The organism is Tamlana crocina (genome assembly GCA_040429635.1).
GTDB lineage: Bacteria > Bacteroidota > Bacteroidia > Flavobacteriales > Flavobacteriaceae > Flavisericum > Flavisericum crocinum.
In genome coordinates this window covers 273,860-291,148 of record CP158972.1, presented here as the reverse complement: position 1 = coordinate 291,148, position 17,289 = coordinate 273,860, and the positions used below count along the sequence as shown (strand labels likewise).

Sequence of the window (17,289 nt, the reverse complement as noted above, 5' to 3'; positions counted from 1 at the left end):
TCAATTCATCAATGCTATTAATTTCTTTTTTGCTCTATGATATTGAGATTTTGAAGTAGAACTACTAATTCCTAAAATTTCTCCAATCTCAACGTGATCGTAACCTTCAATTAAATATAAATTGATAATGGTCTGATACCCTGCAGGCAGTTGTTTTATGGCTGCGATAATCGCATCTACGTTAAGATGTTCTTCTGTAATGTCTGTATCCTCCTCTGGCTCTGGGGTATTATTCTGAAAATCCTCTACAGCAACCAAGGGAATGCGCTTTAACTTTAAATGATTAATACTCTTATTAATAACTATACGCTTTAGCCAAGACCCAAAAGTGCTCTCGTAACGAAAACTATTTAGATTTTTAAAAGCCTCTATAAAACTATCTTGCAAAATATCTTCGGCATCCTCTTTAGATTTCACCATTCTAATACACACATTAAACATACCATTCACGTAAAGTGAATACAGTTTGTATTGCGCTTGTCGGTCACCTAATTTGCTTTTTTCGACAAAATCTTTATGTGTGAATACTACTTGGTTAGTCACTACAATATATTGTGAAATCGGTTATGCTTTATGTTTCTATTTTTATAGACAATAGAAAATTAAAAGGGTTGCATGAAAGTTACAATTATTATAAAACAAGAACGTTTAATTCGTGTTAATTACTGCCCCATCGCTACTTGTGGAAACATTAACTGTGGGATTGCCTTTATAAAACACCACTGCATCGCTCGATACATTGCCTTGTAATTGTTCAACGCAATGAATTGCCACCGATGCATCTGATGAACAATTCACATTACAGATATCAGCGATAAAATTAAAACCTTCTATTTTTGCGTCGCTACTGGCATTAATATTAACGCTATTTGCAGACCCCATTAACCTTATGAATGCATCACTGGATACCTTTACCTGTAATGTTTCTAAGTTCTCAAAACCTGAACAGGTGCCATAACTATCTGCCGATAGTTCTAAACTCGTAAGGTTGGGCATCACAATGTCTAACTTAAGCTCGTTTAATCTTCTTATGTTGCCAGAAAGGCTTGCGATTAACCTACCGTTTTCCACCCTGGTGCGTACTTGTTCTATAATATTATCGCTAGTTGTTATTTTAACCGAATGCTCTGTACCTTTTTTAATTACAACTTCAATATCATTGGATATTTGTACTTCGCTAAAGTTCGTTAAGGTACGTTCTTCTGTAATTATGGTATTCGATGCTTTAATGCCTTCCGCAGAACACGAGCTAAGCAAGATTGTGAAAGCAAAAACCATATAAATAATGTGTACTGTTTTCATATTGTTTTTATTTAATGAATTCATCTTGATTCTTGTTTTGAACCGAAATTGAGCCAATTATTGAAAGGTATAGGTTACGGTATCATATTCCGATAGCCTGAAGTAACCAAAAGCATAGTTATCAGGGTTGTCTGTATTGATACAATTGCCCCTTAATTGCCCTGGAATCGTACTAAACGGGTCGCCGGCACTATCATACTGCTCAATGAGTAGACTTATATAATTATCGTACTGTTTTGAAATCCCGTAAAGGCTAATTTCTACAACATCGCCGGGGTTAAATTCCGCAGAAGAATCGTCGTCGTCGTCATCCTCCTTTTCAAAAAAGGTATCCAGCTCATTGCCATCTACAAATTCATCGGGATAATCTTCATAAATAGGAATCACATCACCTGCTTCAATAAATTTTATAAGATAGTAGTTCTCTATATCTGCTGGGTCATTCCAGAAGATGGAAACATCTAAAAGTTCTTCATCGAAACCACCTTCAACAGATTGTTCCACACGGTTTATGGGTGAAACCGAAATAAAGGTTTCAGTTGCCGAGTAGCGCTCGTTATTGTACACTATTTCTAGTTCGTAAGTATGGCCTATAATAGGTTCAAAATTACTGATGGTATAAATGCCATCATTCTGGTTCGTGAAATTATAAACTACGCCGTTATCTTTATTGGTAACGGTTACTATGGCGGTATTTACAGGACTTGTTCTATTGGTATCAAAATAAGGCGTTGATGTGCTTAATTTTATTTCTTGATTGCTTCCATCGGTCCCTTTTTGCCAGTCTAAAGACGCTTGAACAACAAGTCTTGGTGAAGCCGTTGGAACGGTAACATCTATAACATCTTCGCAAGCCGTGGTAATGACTAAGAGTAAAAGTGCAATTGATTTTATATAGGTTTTCATCTGTTTAAAATTTAAAGTTGTAAGTAATTGACGGAATGGCTCCAAAAATGGATAATCTAGTGGCCTCATTTAAACCTGTATCTTGATTTTGAAGGAAGGAAATTGAAGCGGCATTTCTTCGATTATAAACATTATAGATACCAAACACCCATTCCCCTTGAAGTTTTCGGTTTAAATTCTTTTTGGGTTTGTATGTAGCTGATAAATCTAACCTGTGATAAGCAGGAAGACGGCTCGCATTACGGTCGCTAAAACTAGCTATTGATAGGCCTTCATATTCATATTGGCTATCAGGATACGTAACAGGTCTACCCGTTTGGAAAACCGCATTGGCACTAAAACTCCACTTGTTATTTAGTTTGTAGATACCTGTTAGAGACACATCGTGTGTTCTGTCGTAAGGTGTATTGTACCAGTCACCATTATTTATCCCAGGTCCTCCGGCAATGCCGCCGGGAGTTTTTTGTTCAGATTTAGATAAGGTATAGGCCAACCAACCGGTTAGTTTTCCTTTGTTCTTTCTTAATAGAAATTCAAGTCCGTAGGCTCTAGATTCCCCATTTAGTATCTCGGTTTCTATATTGTTATTCCCTATTAAATCTGAACCATCTATATAATCGATTCTATTATCAACATTCTTATAGTAGGCTTCTAATTCCAGAGAATACTTTTTATTCTTAAAGTTCCTGTAATAGCCTATGGCATATTGGTTAGATAACTGCGGCTCTATAAACGCTCCACTGGGAGTCCAAACATCTAGAGGAGTCACAGAAGTTGTATTTGAAAGCAAGTGTAGATATTGCGCCGACCTTGTATAACTCGCCTTTAACGATGACGATTCGTTTAACTGATATGATAGCCCCAATCTAGGCTCTAAATTATTGAAGGTTTTAATGCTTTCATTCTTTTTAAAAGCAGTTTCCCCAATCGCTGTACCTGTTTCATAAATACCTAAAGCGCTATTGTAAACTACAGGTTTATTATCTTGATAATTCGTGATATTTACACCGCCCAAACGGTTAAATCTACTCAATCTAAGCCCGTATTGCGCCGTAAATTTATCGGTGATTTTATGTTCGGCACTCACATAAATGCCGCTTTCTAATGCTCTTTTTTCATCCAGCTTTAAAAAATTTATTGGTGAAGAAGCTGAGGTCGGTTTTACTTCACCCGGATTAAGGTTGTAGAGGATACTACTAAAGCCAAAATCCAGTTTTAAATTATTGTTTAAGTAGTATTTAAAGTCATATTTAAGATTGTAATTTGTGATATCGGCGTCCCAATCTAATTTCACAAAATCTATTATAATTTGGTAATCATATTTGCTATAAATCAGTGATAAATTAGAAAACAACTTATCATTAAAAATGTGATTCCAGCGTAAGTTTCCTGAAACATTTCCGTAATTGTTCTTTAAAAAGTTATTAATATTGAAAACGTCTCGTCCAAAGTAACCCGATAAATAAATTTTGTTATTTTTATTTATGTTGTAATTTGTTTTAAGGTTAAGATCGTAAAAAGAAATTTTATCATCTTTTACCTCTTCTATACTTTTCATTAAAAGATGTGCGTAAGACGATCGACCAGCAATTAAAAAGGAGCCTTTATCTTTAAATAATGGCGCCTCTGCTGTTAACCTACTCGAAATCAAACCTATACCTCCATTCAATTCGAATTCCTTACTGTTACCATCTTTTTGATGTACGTCTAAAACAGAAGACACCCTACCTCCAAAATTAGCAGGAATGTCACCTTTGTAGAGCTTAACATCTTTAATAGCATCGTTGTTAAACACAGAAAAGAACCCAAAGAAATGCGAGGTATTGTAAATAATAGCCTCGTCCAATAAAACTAAGTTTTGGTCCACAGCTCCTCCTCTAACATTAAATCCTGGAGCGCCTTCGCCATTATTGGTAACACCAGGCAGCATTTGAATGGATTTAATAACATCTACCTCACCAAGTACGGCTGGCATTTGCTTGATAGTAGAAGCGTTGAGCTTAGACACACTCATTTGTGGTTTTTTTATACTAACACGCTCTGGTTCTTCTGCTGTTATTACAACTTCCCCTAGTGTTTGAGAAAGTTCTTGTAATTCAAAATTAAGTTCTAGATTTTTGCTAAGGTTAACCTCTTTAGTAATGTCCTGATAGCCCATGTAGGACACAATTAAGGTATAATTTCCTTGGCTTGCCGTAAGTGAATAAAACCCGTAATTATTAGCAACAGCACCACTACTTGTTCCTTTTAAAAATACTGTGGCACCCATGAGGGTTTCGCCGTTTTTGGCGTCTTTAACCTTGCCTCTTATTGTGTAATTTTGAGCACATATTAAAGATGAGAATAATAGGCCTAAACCTAATAAAGTATATTTCATACTGTTCGTTTTTTTGATTATCACTTTTATTGACAAACAAAAAAACGAAGGGTTGCATTGGGCCTAAAAAATAAGTTTTCTTAGCATAATTATTTCAACAAAAAAACCCTGCTAAATTAGTTTAACAGGGTTTTTTGTTATTAAAATAAGTGTTAATTACTCCTCCTTTTTATAGCCAGCATTTAAGGCATCCAAAATGGTTTGGGTTAAATCGTGTTGTTCTTCACCATAAAGCACAGTAGCTGCGGCTTCACTGGTACCTAAAATATAAGTATAACCATTTTTCTTTCCATAATCCTTAACAAATTCTTTTACCTTAACGATAGTAGAATCTATTTCCGTTTGAAACTCTTGAGTTAATTGCTGGTTCTCTATTTGCATTTGCTGTTGCAACTGTTGTTGCTTTTGTTGCAAACCGGCCATAAGCTCTTGTTGTTTTTTTTGAGAAGCACGTTGCGCTTCTTTTTGCGTTTCTTGAACTTCGGCCTGAAAAGCTTGCCCTATGCTATCCGCTCTTTTTCTGAATTTCTCTTCTTTAGCCTGATATTTAGTTTCAATATCTTTTTTTTCTTGATAATCGTTAATTACTGTTCCGTTATCAATAAAACCAATTTTGTTTGGCTTTTGGCAAGATGCTAAAACAAGCATCGCTAGTAATACATAAATTGTGTTTTTCATTTTTTGACTACTTATTTATTATTTACGCAAATATTTTTTTGCTAAGCACAAATGTAGCAAAGTAAACCATATTGTAAAGCTGAATTATCCCTAAACTAAAAATAACAAAAATTTATATATACTAAATATTGAATAGAAATTAATTATAAAAACAAACCTTAAATAACGTGTTTTAAGGCTGTTTTATAAAAAAGTGAGGCCATAGATTATTTAGAACAAAAACAACAAAGCAGAAGGCTTTAAACGAATTTTAAGTGTTTTTTGCCACGTAAATTAAAGAAGAAACCTCTTTTGTAGCAAGTGCCTTCAAATTTGAAAACAAACCAATACAGAAAGCGCATATAAGATTCATTTTTCCTGCTTTATATTTTTCTGAAAGCAAGCTCACATAAAAAGCATCAAACCACATAGGTTTGGTTTTTATAACTTGCAAAGAAAAGCTATTCATTAATTTTGAAACTGAATCTCGATTAAAATGCCATAAATGTCTCGGCACATCGTAAGCTGCCCAAAAGTTTTTATAATGTTTGGCATCGTAACTTTTATAATTGGGAACGGCAATAATTAAAGTTCCGTTTGGTTTCAATAATTTTTTAAAAACTGATAAGTCTTCTTCCAAATTTGGCAAATGTTCCAAAACATGCCAAAGGGTAATCACATCAAAACTATGTTCCTTAAATTTAAAAAATTGGCCGGCATCAAAAACAGCATTATTTGTTTTTTTATTGGCTATGCCCCTAGCCTGTTCATTAGGTTCAATTCCAAAAACTTTCCAATTGTTTTTTTGTGCGGTTTGTAAAAAATCGCCCGTTCCGCAACCAAAATCCAAAAGCGTTTTTTCGCCTTCGGAAAACCGATTGATTAAATTCAATTTACTTTTTAAAGAAAAGAAACGGACTAAATGATATGCTTTTTCAAAAAGATTTCTTTTGGAATCGGTATGTGAAATGTAATCCTCACTTTCGTAATATTCTGGTAATTTTTCAATGGACGGTTTTGGGTATGTTTCCAAAAACCCGAATTTTTCATTTTCTAACAATTGAAAATCTTCTCCAGAAACGGAATGATCTTTTAAGTTTAAATAAAGTTTTTGGTTGTTTTTTATTGCCACGAATTCACGAATGTTTTCTCGATAATAAAGATTAAGCAATGAAATTTTACTTCAAAACAATCTCGTATAAATGATTTAATTTTTGTCTAAAAAAAGAACGTTCCACGTGGAACGTTAAAAAACTCAGTCCTTATAGTTAAACAGAGATTCCTGCTTTCGCAGGAATTTATCGACCCATATAAACCAATAAAACGGAAATATCATTAGGGGACACACCACTAATTCGTGATGCTTGCGATACCGTTGTGGGTTGAATTTTTTTCAATTTTTCACGTGCTTCAAAGCTCATCGATTTGATTTGTGAATAATCAAAATTCTCTGGAATTTTCACATATTCCAAACGACTCAACTTATCGGCATTATTTTTTTCCTTAGCGATATATCCAGAATATTTAACTTGAATTTCAGTCTGCTCAATAATCTCTCGATCCAAATTATTCTCCTGAATATAGCTTTCCACAGCATCCACTTTTCGAACATCATCCATTTCGATATTGGGTCGTGCAAATATTTTAAAAAGTTTACCCGATTGTTTAACGGGAGCAGAATCTTTACTAACCAAAATCGGATTTATCTCTTCTGGCTTTACGCTTAAATTTTGGAAAAAGTCGACAAACTTTTCAGCCGATTCGTGCTTCTCCTCCATTCGATTTAATCGCTTTTTTGAAGCCAATCCTATTTCATATCCTTTTGGTGTTAATCTTAAATCGGCATTATCTTGCCTTAAAAGTGTTCTATATTCTGCTCGCGAGGTAAACATTCTATATGGTTCTTCCGTACCTTTTGTAATCAAATCGTCAATCAAAACCCCAATATAAGCTTCGTCCCTTTTTAGCGTAAAAGCGTCGTTTTCCTGAACTTTTAAACTCGCATTGATTCCAGCCATCAAACCTTGAGATGCTGCTTCTTCATAACCTGTTGTTCCATTAATTTGTCCAGCGAAATACAAACCATCAATCAACTTAGTTTCCAAAGTGTGCTTTAACTGTGTTGGTGGAAAATAATCGTATTCTATAGCGTAACCTGGTCTAAAAAACTTGACATTCTCAAAGCCTTTTACAGAGCGCAAAGCTTTAAACTGAACATCTTCCGGAAGCGATGTTGAAAACCCATTTACATAAACCTCCACCGTATTCCAACCTTCTGGCTCGATAAACAATTGATGCCTATCCTTATCTGAAAAACGATTAATTTTATCTTCAATTGACGGACAATAACGAGGACCCAAACTTTTAATACGACCATTAAACATAGGCGACCTATCAAAACCTTCACGAAGTAAATCATGAACCAATTCGCTCGTATAAGTCATATAACAAGAACGTTGTTTTTCCAACGGTTTAGTTACATCCAAATAAGAGAATTTTTCTGGATTATCATCACCCGGTTGTTCCGTCATTTTTGAATAATCCAAACTTCTACCATCCACACGTGGCGGTGTTCCAGTTTTCATTCTACCGGAATCAAAACCTAAATCGACCAATTGCTCCGTTATTCCGGTTGCGGCTTTTTCACCTGCTCTTCCTCCGCCGAAGTTTTTATCACCAATATGAATCAGTCCATTTAAAAAAGTGCCGTTAGTCAACACCACAGATTTCGCTTTAATCTCAATTCCCAAAGAAGTTTTAACACCAACCACTTTTCCGTTTTCAATTAAAAGTCTAGACACCATTTCCTGATAAAAATCAAGATTCGGCGTTTGCTCCAAAAGCATTCTCCAATCTTCAGCAAAACGCATTCTATCACTCTGCACCCTCGGACTCCACATAGCCGGGCCTTTTGATTTATTGAGCATTTTAAACTGTATAGCAGACGTATCTGAAACTATCCCGCTATAACCACCCAAAGCATCAATTTCACGAACAATTTGCCCCTTGGCAATACCACCCATAGCAGGGTTACAGGACATCTGGGCAATGTTCTGTAAATTCATTGTTACTAACAAGGTTTTGCTTCCCATATTGGCGGCGGCAGCGGCAGCTTCACTACCCGCATGCCCAGCACCAACCACAACAACATCATACTCTTCGTTAAACATAAATCCTGAATTTATTTTGAGATGTTCCACGTGGAACAATCAAATTTAAGTTTGCAAATATACGGCCTAAAATTTAATTCTTTTTAAACCTTGACAGATAGTAATTCTCCTTATCCCGCATCAATCTGGCCTCATAATCTGTCTTATCTTTATAACCACAATAATGGAGCACACCGTGAATAATAACCCGTTTTAACTCCTCTTCAAAAGCCACATTAAACTCGTTAGCATTATCCTTAACCCGTTCTACAGAAATGAATATATCTCCTGCAATGGTCTTCCCAACCGAATAATCAAAACTAATAATATCAGTCAAGGTATCATGGTTAAGATATTCAATATTCAATTTATACAAATAGTCATCATCACAAAACACATAATTGATTTCTTCAAGTTTGTATTTTTCGTTTAAAATAGCACTCACAACCCAATCTGAAATGGCTTGTTCTGAATCTAATTTAAAGTCCGTTTCGTAATTGAAATTAATCATTTTGCTGCTTGAAATATTTCTGAACCTTTTCTTTATAAACCGGTTGCAAAGGTAGAGCTTGTTTGTTTAATATTTCGGTGGTTTGAAAATATTCTTTTGCCGTTGGAATTTGATTGTTTACAGTGCCAGAAAATTGTTTTTTGTTTGATTCCGATTCTCGCCTTTCTTCCTCACCTTGTTGATGAGTAGCATTCTGCATCTTTAAAAGCTGATGTTTTAAATCCATCATTTTTTGAAGGGTTTGATTCGTAAAACCTTTGTTCAATAATTCCAATTCTATGTTTTCCATTTTTCGAACCAAAGCATCACCATTACCTCCCAATCCTTCTTTCTTAATTTTTTCTTCGAGCTCATTACGCAATTGTTGCTGCTGTTGGTAGATTTCATAAAGCAATCCATTCATGTCTTCGTTACTTCCTTCACCTTCAACGCTTTGTTTACCACCCTCTCCCTGTTGCTCACCATTTTTGCCTTTACTACCTTCTTCTCCTTCTTTTTCACTTTCATTGTCTCCCTGGCCTTGTTGCTTTCCTTCGCCTTCTTTTGGCTTACCCTGTTCTCCCTTTTTCATGCCCTGCTGCATCATTTTATTCAGCTGTTCTTGGCTCATAATAATATCGGGCAACTGCATATCGCCTTGGCCTCCCTTACCAGCCGACATACTCAAGCTTTCCTGCATACTGTCCAAAATATCACTTAAAATATCTGCCAAATTATTAGCCGAAGTCACAGCGAATTGCTGATTAGAAATACCTTGGTACATTTGATTTTCAGCAAGCAAAGTCATAGCCTTATCAATGTTGTAATACACATCGGTAATCTCTTTGTTAACCTTTTCGGAAATTTTAGTCTGACGCAGAGAAAGCGCAAACAAACTATCATCAACATGCTCAAAATGTTCTTTTAAATTGTTTTGTTTTACCAAATACGAAGCATATTTATTATGACTGCTTTCTATAGTTTTGAATTGATTCATTAGTGCTTCCTGATCAAACGAAAACAACACCAAATTATCTAAAATCTGACGAAGGGTTTCCATGTCCTCCTGCATCTGTTCTCCACCACCAGCTTGCATGGCGCCCTTCATCTGTTCGCTCATTTGCTTCATCTTTTGCGCTGCCTTTTTTTGACTTTGCTTTGCTTTTTGCAACGATTCTTTAGATTTGTTTTGTTCAGAATTTTCTTCATTTTCAGAAGGCGATTGTTGCTCCATCTGATCTAATTCATCAGCCGCCTTTTGTTGCTCAGCATCCACTTCTTTCTCATCTAATTTGTCACGAGGAATATCAATTGGCTTTTTCAATTGATTGCTTTCCTTTTCCAAAGCATCCATTTCTTGTTTGTATTCCTCAAACTTTTCATTTAATTCATCTTGCTTTTCCTTTGTATTTTCTTCCTTTGGTTTATTGATTTGCTCATCTTGTTCATCTGATAATTTCTCCAAATCATCACGTAATTTTTCAAGCTTCTTTTCTACATAAAAACGCTTGGTCAATTCCAAAAGCTGTTCTAAACTACGCTTTTTGTTTTTGTTTTGTTTCGCTAAATCATCCAATTTATTAATCAATTCCTCTTGACTGATTTTATCCTGAAGCTTCTCAATTTCCTTTAGTAACCTTTCGTCCTTTTTTAACTTTTCTTCATTCTCTTTTAAACGTTCTTTGAGTGCTTCCTTAAATTCATCCTCATTGGGGTTTTCTTTTTGGAACTCTTCCAAATTATCCTTTAATTTTTGGTTGAAATGTTTCATCATTTCGTCCTGCTGCTTTTGTCGTTTAAAGAACGACTCTAACTTTTTCTTATCGTTAAAATTTAAATCTGATTTCTCCTTTTGCGTTTGCGTTAACTCATTCAATTCCTTTTCCTGCTCATCAAACTTTTCCAAAGACTTATTCAAATCCTGAATGGTTTCCCCCTGCTCCTTTAACCGTCGCTGCTCTTCCTCATCCTGTGTCCGTTTCCTGTAGGTGAACAATGCACTCTTAGCACTCTTAAATCGGTTAACGGCATCATTATCGAATACCTGAAAATACATCTCATAAGCTACCCCAGCTTCAATATTGATTTCGTTCGGGAAAGCTGAAATAAATTCGGAAATATTGGAGTTGGAAACCGGAATTACGACTTCCTGTTTGTTATTTTCGTCATTGATGGGATAATACACGAGTTGTAGTTTGCTAAAACCATAATCGTCACTTACCTGCCCTCTAAAATAAAGCGTTTGCATATCCAAGCTGTCCTGTTTCATTTCCACATTGATTTCAGGATATTGATCCTTAACCACATCAATATTAAAACCTAAATTTTCGTAATGTTTTAAATGTTGATTGCTCGTACTTAAGGAATAATCGAAATTACTGAACACCTGTTTTGAAATCTCAAACTGGTTTGATTTTTCAGTAATAAAAAGCACTGTGTCTTTTGAAAACAGAAACACCTCATCGGTCGATTTGGTCTGTAATTTCCAAGTGATTTTAGTGCCTTCGGGAACAACGGCATTACCGGTACTGTTCAGTATTTCATCTTGTTTTTTGGTATAATTCGGATAGTCAAGCACCATTTTAAAATCCAATAACGACGGCGTTTCCACCACATTTACAGTATAGGGTTTTGAAGTCACCGTATTGGCCGAAAGTTGAAACGTAACGGGTTCGCCCAATTGCGAAAACACATATTCAAACTCACCCGGTGCTTTCTGCTGCAAAAAATAGGTTTCGTTGTTATAATTAATTTGGGCGGTTTCCGGAACTACCTCGCCAGCCGTTTTTACAATCAATTTAAAATCTTTGTGCTCAATGGCATTTAGGTTGCCATTAACCACAAAAAACTGGAACGGTGCTGGCGGTTCGTAAGCTGTTTTGTAATGCACCACGCGTTGGTAGCTATCGCTAAACCAATTGAAATTCCCCGAAACAAACGTCAGCAATAAAATAACCACGGGAATGGCGGCGTATTTTAAATACCCTAAATTGCGTTTAAAATTTACGGCCAATTTGAAAGGTACCGGCGTCAATGCCATCGATTTCTGTTCTATACTGGCGAACAATAATTCCGATTGTTCGTTGCTTTGATGAAGCTGAAGGACGTTCAATAATTTATCGTTAACCTCTGGAAAATGTTTCCCAATAATTTTTGAAGCCGCTTCGTAATCAATCCCTTTTTGAAGCTTGAACAGCTTCGCCAACGGAATAAAAACAAACTTGATCAGCAACCCCAACTCTACCGCTACAAACAACCAAAACAATACAGTTCTCGCCGTCGTATTGAGCCATAACACGTGCTCAATAAACAGCGTAAACAAAAAATACAACAGCCCAATGGTAAAAAACAAAATAGTGCCCTTAAGCAATTCGTTGGTATAAAATCGCCTAATAAACGCTTCAAGTTTGCTCTGTATGGTTTTAAAATGGCTCATAAATTTTAAAAAATCACGCTAATGTACTAAACTACAACTTTATGTGCTATTGTTCGCTTAACATCATGTTAATTTAATGTAGATGCTCAGCATATTTAGACACAAATTGCACGAATATTCACAAATGCATCACATAATTATTTTATGGTTTTGGAATGAAAAGATTCGTGCTAATCGGTGAAATTCGTGTCTTTATCATGTTGTCTTTTTTTGGACATGAATGGCACTAATTTTTACGAATTATTTATTGAAAAGCTTGATTCTCAACAAAACCATTTAACTAAAACACCCCTATAATCCCCTCAAGGGGATAATAGCCCACGTGTTCCATTTCATAAAAAACGAAAGGCTTTCCAATTGAAAAAAGGACAAAACGGTATCCATACCAGTAGAAATTCGTGTCTAAAGAATTTTGATTGTATCTTTGCACAAACTTAAAAAACATGACCAAGAACGTTCGTGTGCGTTTTGCACCCAGCCCAACCGGACCACTACATATTGGCGGTGTTCGTACCGCACTTTTCAACTATCTATTTGCTAAAAAACACAACGGAACTTTTGTGCTTCGTATTGAAGATACCGACCAAACCCGTTACGTTGAAGGCGCAGAACAGTACATTATCGACGCCTTAAATTGGTGCGGGATGCCTTTTGACGAAGGGCCGACCGAAGCCATACATAGTACCAGTACCGGCAACTATGGCCCATACCGACAAAGCGAACGCAAAACGCTTTATAAAAAATATGCCGATATGCTTATTGCATCAGGCAACGCTTATTATGCTTTCGACACGGCTGAAGAATTGGATTTTCATAGAAAAGACCAAGAAGCCAAAGGAAAAACCTTTATTTACAATTGGCACAATCGATTAAAATTGAAAAACTCCTTATCGCTTAGCGCGGAAGAAACCCAAGCCAAACTTGATGCCGGTGAAGATTACGTGATTCGTTTTAAGAGTCCACAAGATGAGACGCTTCATCTAAAAGACATCATCCGCGGAGATATTAAAATTGATACCAATATTCTGGACGATAAAGTGTTGTTTAAAAGCGACGGCATGCCTACTTACCATTTGGCAAATATTGTAGACGACCATTTAATGGAAATTACCCACGTAATTCGTGGTGAGGAATGGTTGCCCTCATTGGCTTTGCATTATCAATTGTACCAAGCCTTTGGTTGGGAAGCTCCCGAATTTGCACATTTACCGCTTATTTTAAAACCCACCGGAAAAGGAAAATTGAGCAAGCGCGATGGCGATAAAATGGGCTTTCCGGTATTTCCGTTGGAATGGACCGACCCCAAAACCAACGAAGTTTCCAGAGGATACAAAGAAGACGGTTATTTCCCTGAAGCCATGGTTAACTTTTTAGCCTTTTTAGGTTGGAATCCCGGTACCGAACAGGAAATTTTCTCGATGGATGAATTGATTGCCGCCTTCGATTTAAAGAAAGTAAACAAATCGGGTGCTCGCTTCGACCCCGATAAAACCAAATGGTTTAACCACCATTATATGCAAGAGCAAAGTGACGCTATTTTAGCTGAACAGTTTAAGCCAATTGTGGACGAGAATGTCACCCTGAGCGCAGTCCAAGGGTCTCAACAGGATGAGATTTCTCCCGCTGGTCGAAATGACATCGATGTGGAATACATCGCATTAGTCGTTGGTTTAATAAAAGAACGTGCCACCTTTGTTCATGATTTTTGGGACTTGAGCCACTTCTTTTTCACGGCACCAACAACCTACGACGAAAAAGCATCCAAAAAGGCTTTTAAAGAGGATACAGCCGAAATTCTTAAAAAAGTAAAAGACATCATTCTACATATTGACGATTTTACCGTTACCGCTTTGCAAAAAGACATTAAAGGCTGGATTACCAGCAACGACATTGGTTTTGGCAAAGTGATGATGCCGCTACGTTTGGCCTTAGTAGGCGCTTTACAAGGCCCGGATGTGTTCGATATTATGTTTATGATTGGGAAAAATGAAACGGTTAAGCGTATTGATAACGTTATAAAGGTGTTGTAAGTACTACTAACTTAAAATATTAAAGCCCTTAAAATGGATTTACTGGTCTGTTTTTTAAGGGCTTTTTTTATTTGCTTTATTAAAGGGTTACTTGTATTTGTAAAAAATTTCAACTACATTCGTTAACCTGTGCAAAATTTATTTCAGTATTAAAACAGCTGTAAAGCATTATTAAGAATTTAAAAAGTAAACTTAGTCATCTAAATTGTAAATGGATAAACTAGATAATACAATCATTTTTGTATTGTAACAATGAAACCTTTGAAAAATGAAAAAAATAATACATTCTCTAATTCTATTGTTAGTTTCTCTACCATCATTTGCAATAGATATAGTTAGCAGTTCTGCCTCACAAATAACCGGAGGTTTAAATGTAAATGTTGAAACCTTTTGGACTGAAGGGTTTAGTTTATTAAGCAGTAATTTTTCAATAGAAAATAATGTAATAAATCTTTCAATTTGTTTCAAAGAAGAAGGTACCTTAGCGTATCACCAAGAAGATAATGATTTTTTTATCCCATTAACTAATAGTGGTAATTACACGATTAATATTGATGTTATTGTATCTTCACTAGGTTCTACAACATGTGATTCAACTGTCGTGACAGATACAGATTCTACTAGTGCGGTATATAACTCTTTATCAACCAATGATTTTAAAGGTTTAGGAAAGGAAAGTTTTATTATATTTCCTAACCCTGCATCAACAAAAGTCAATTTAAAAGTTGAGAAAGTTTTCCTCAAAGGAATTTATTTATTGGATAGCTTTGGTAGGGTCATAACAAGGTTAAATAATTTACATAAACAAAATATTGAATTTGACATTTCCCACTTAAATCAAGGTGTTTATTTTATTGCAGTAGAAACCGATAATAAAGTTTTTTATAAAAAACTGCTTAAAAAGGAACAAACCTGAAAATAGTGTAATACTCGTTTATTACCTGAATTAATATCATCAGCTATTCTAAATAACTGATAGACAATATTGTTGCTATAAATTTCTGATCTAATTGAATAAAAGATTTCAACAACTCCGAAATATTTATTTTAAACTTTTAAAATAGATTTAATGGTCTGTTTGGAAGGCTTTTTAGTTCTAATAAAAATTGAAGTTGTATATAATTTCAGCTACCTTCGTTTACCTGTGCTGAATTCATTTCAGTAAAGACGGATATAAGTCATCTGTACAGAACTTTTTTTCAGTATTTAAACAAACGTATATCCTTTAAATTAGCTACAATTAAAACAGAAAAAATGAAATATGCGATAATTCATCAAACCATATTACTTTTATTGGTTTTTCAATTTAGTTTTACAAATGCCCAAAATAAATTTGAAACACCTTATGGAAATAATGATTCCGTTGGAAAGTATGTAGAATTAAATGGAGCTAAAATTTATTATGAAGAATATGGTAAGGGTGAACCATTACTCTTAATACATGGAAACAAAGGAGACATTAAAACAATGGAATATCAAATTGACTATTTCAAAAATAAATACAGAATCATTGTTGCTGACAGTAGAGGCCAAGGGAAATCGGAATTAAAAACAGACTCTCTTACTTTTAATCAAATTGCAAAAGATTGGGAGAGCTTAGTGAATTATTTGAAGTTGGATTCCATAAATATACTTGGTTGGAGTGATGGAGGCGTAATAGGATTAAAAATGGGTATCAATAGAAACATTAAAATAAAGAAAATAGTCGCAATGGCGCCAAACTTGAGACCAGACACTACAGCTGTCCATGCTTGGGCTCCCAAAGGAGTTAAAGAAAGATTAATAAGTGCAAGAAAAATGAGGTCTAAAGGAGATAATTCCCGTGACTGGGAATCATATATACAATTATCAGAAATGTTATTATATCAACCCAATATAAGTCATTCTGATTTAAAAAAAATAAAAGCCCAAGTATTGATAATTGTCGGTGACAGAGATATTATAAAAAATGAACATGCAGTAGAAATTTATAATAATCTTCCTAAAGGTCAACTTTGTATTATGCCAGGTCTTAATCATGGAGCTCCTCAGAACAATCCAATAATTTTTAACGAAATAGCAAATAGATTTTTAACTGAAAAATTTGATTATAAAATTAAAAAATAACTGTAGCCAATACGATGTAAAAAAATTGCTTGGTTCTAGCCCACTCGGAAAATCCTGCGGATTTTCCTCTGGTTCATTCCATTTTTAATGAGCTAGTTGCTTGCACACGCAACAACCTTTACACAATCACATTAAACGTTCTAAAACGACACCGTAGCCCCAAAAACCAGCATACTTTGGTTGCCTTTAAAACGGGCATCTCCCCCACTCGTATCCAAATCCTGTTTTTCCAGTTTTTTTAACATATTGGTAAACCCGTAAATGTATTGGGCTTTAAGCTTAAAATTTTTAATGCCTGCCGAAGCCCCAACAGCACCATTAAAATGAAACTGCGAAATGTTGGTGATATCCTCGGCTGTTAAGTTGGCGTAGTTATTTATGTAATAACCTTCCTGGTTTTTATCGTCAAACTCCAGTTTACTGTTGTACTGTATCATGGGGCCAACATCAATGGTAAAATGGTTGGGAATCACTTTTACGTGCATGAGCATCGCCACTTGCACAGCAAACAACTTATAATCGATAAATTCATTTTCGGTGCTTATCATGGTGGGGCGTCCCGCAATCTCCACATGACTTTCCGAAAATTGCAAACCGTAACTCATATTGTACCAACGTAACGGAATATCCACATTCGCCATAAAGCCGCCTACAAATCCATTAGATTCTTTGGTGTCAAAATTATCGGTAAGAATATTGAATTTAGCAATTCCGCCGGTAATGTTAAAACCATTGGTTATGGGGTAATTGCCCCTTTGCGCAAAATTATTTGTAACAAAACATAGTGCCACAGCTACTAATAGGAAAAGTCGGATTCGTTTCATTTGTAAGCCTCT

Annotated in this window: 13 protein-coding genes; 3 read left to right on the top strand and 10 right to left on the bottom strand. The window is 35.4% G+C overall.

Going from position 1 to position 17,289, the window contains the following annotated elements:
* The 9 genes from ABI125_01270 to ABI125_01230 all read right to left on the bottom strand — a co-directional run bounded on the left by ABI125_01270 (position 1) and on the right by ABI125_01230 (position 12,317).
* The gene (locus ABI125_01270) at positions 1–543 is read right to left on the bottom strand and encodes an RNA polymerase sigma factor (GenBank protein XCF06500.1); all 543 of its coding nucleotides are present in this window, start codon (positions 541–543) and stop codon (positions 1–3) included.
* Positions 544–648: 105 nt separating this feature from the next.
* The gene (locus ABI125_01265; GenBank protein ID XCF06499.1) at positions 649–1,302 is read right to left on the bottom strand and encodes a DUF2807 domain-containing protein; all 654 of its coding nucleotides are present in this window, start codon (positions 1,300–1,302) and stop codon (positions 649–651) included.
* Between the two features lie 57 nt (positions 1,303–1,359).
* Positions 1,360–2,208, bottom strand: a complete 849-nt coding sequence (locus ABI125_01260; GenBank protein XCF06498.1) for a DUF4249 domain-containing protein — start codon at positions 2,206–2,208, stop codon at positions 1,360–1,362.
* Between the two features lie 4 nt (positions 2,209–2,212).
* A complete protein-coding gene (locus tag ABI125_01255) occupies positions 2,213–4,585 on the bottom strand; it encodes a TonB-dependent receptor (GenBank protein XCF06497.1) in 2,373 nt (790 codons plus the stop codon).
* Positions 4,586–4,741: 156 nt separating this feature from the next.
* Positions 4,742–5,263, bottom strand: coding sequence for an OmpH family outer membrane protein (locus ABI125_01250; GenBank protein ID XCF06496.1), 522 nt, complete (start codon positions 5,261–5,263; stop codon positions 4,742–4,744).
* A 250-nt stretch (positions 5,264–5,513) separates the two neighbouring features.
* Positions 5,514–6,368 carry a class I SAM-dependent methyltransferase gene (locus ABI125_01245; GenBank protein ID XCF07859.1) on the bottom strand — a complete coding sequence of 285 codons (855 nt, stop codon included), beginning with the start codon at positions 6,366–6,368 and terminating at the stop codon, positions 5,514–5,516.
* Positions 6,369–6,540: 172 nt separating this feature from the next.
* Positions 6,541–8,412, bottom strand: coding sequence for a tRNA uridine-5-carboxymethylaminomethyl(34) synthesis enzyme MnmG (gene mnmG / locus ABI125_01240; protein XCF07858.1), 1,872 nt, complete (start codon positions 8,410–8,412; stop codon positions 6,541–6,543).
* A gap of 73 nt (positions 8,413–8,485) precedes the next feature.
* Positions 8,486–8,902 carry an rRNA maturation RNase YbeY gene (ybeY, locus tag ABI125_01235; protein ID XCF06495.1) on the bottom strand — a complete coding sequence of 139 codons (417 nt, stop codon included), beginning with the start codon at positions 8,900–8,902 and terminating at the stop codon, positions 8,486–8,488.
* Positions 8,895–12,317, bottom strand: a complete 3,423-nt coding sequence (locus ABI125_01230) for a DUF4175 family protein (GenBank protein ID XCF06494.1) — start codon at positions 12,315–12,317, stop codon at positions 8,895–8,897. The genes ybeY and ABI125_01230 overlap by 8 nt, the downstream gene beginning before the upstream one ends.
* Before the next feature lie 443 nt (positions 12,318–12,760).
* Here ABI125_01230 and gltX point away from each other — a divergent pair, with 443 nt between their 5' ends.
* From gltX to ABI125_01215, 3 genes are all read left to right on the top strand, one after another.
* Complete coding sequence (gene gltX / locus ABI125_01225) at positions 12,761–14,347, top strand: glutamate--tRNA ligase (protein ID XCF06493.1); 1,587 nt, start codon at positions 12,761–12,763, stop codon at positions 14,345–14,347.
* A 268-nt stretch (positions 14,348–14,615) separates the two neighbouring features.
* Entirely contained in the window at positions 14,616–15,263 is a 648-nt protein-coding gene (locus tag ABI125_01220) for a T9SS type A sorting domain-containing protein (protein XCF06492.1), read from the top strand.
* Positions 15,264–15,601: 338 nt separating this feature from the next.
* Positions 15,602–16,453, top strand: a complete 852-nt coding sequence (locus ABI125_01215; GenBank protein ID XCF06491.1) for an alpha/beta hydrolase — start codon at positions 15,602–15,604, stop codon at positions 16,451–16,453.
* 140 nt (positions 16,454–16,593) lie between these two features.
* Here ABI125_01215 and ABI125_01210 read toward each other — a convergent pair whose 3' ends face one another.
* Positions 16,594–17,277, bottom strand: a complete 684-nt coding sequence (locus tag ABI125_01210; protein ID XCF06490.1) for a hypothetical protein — start codon at positions 17,275–17,277, stop codon at positions 16,594–16,596.
* Between the last annotated feature and the right edge of the window lie 12 nt (positions 17,278–17,289).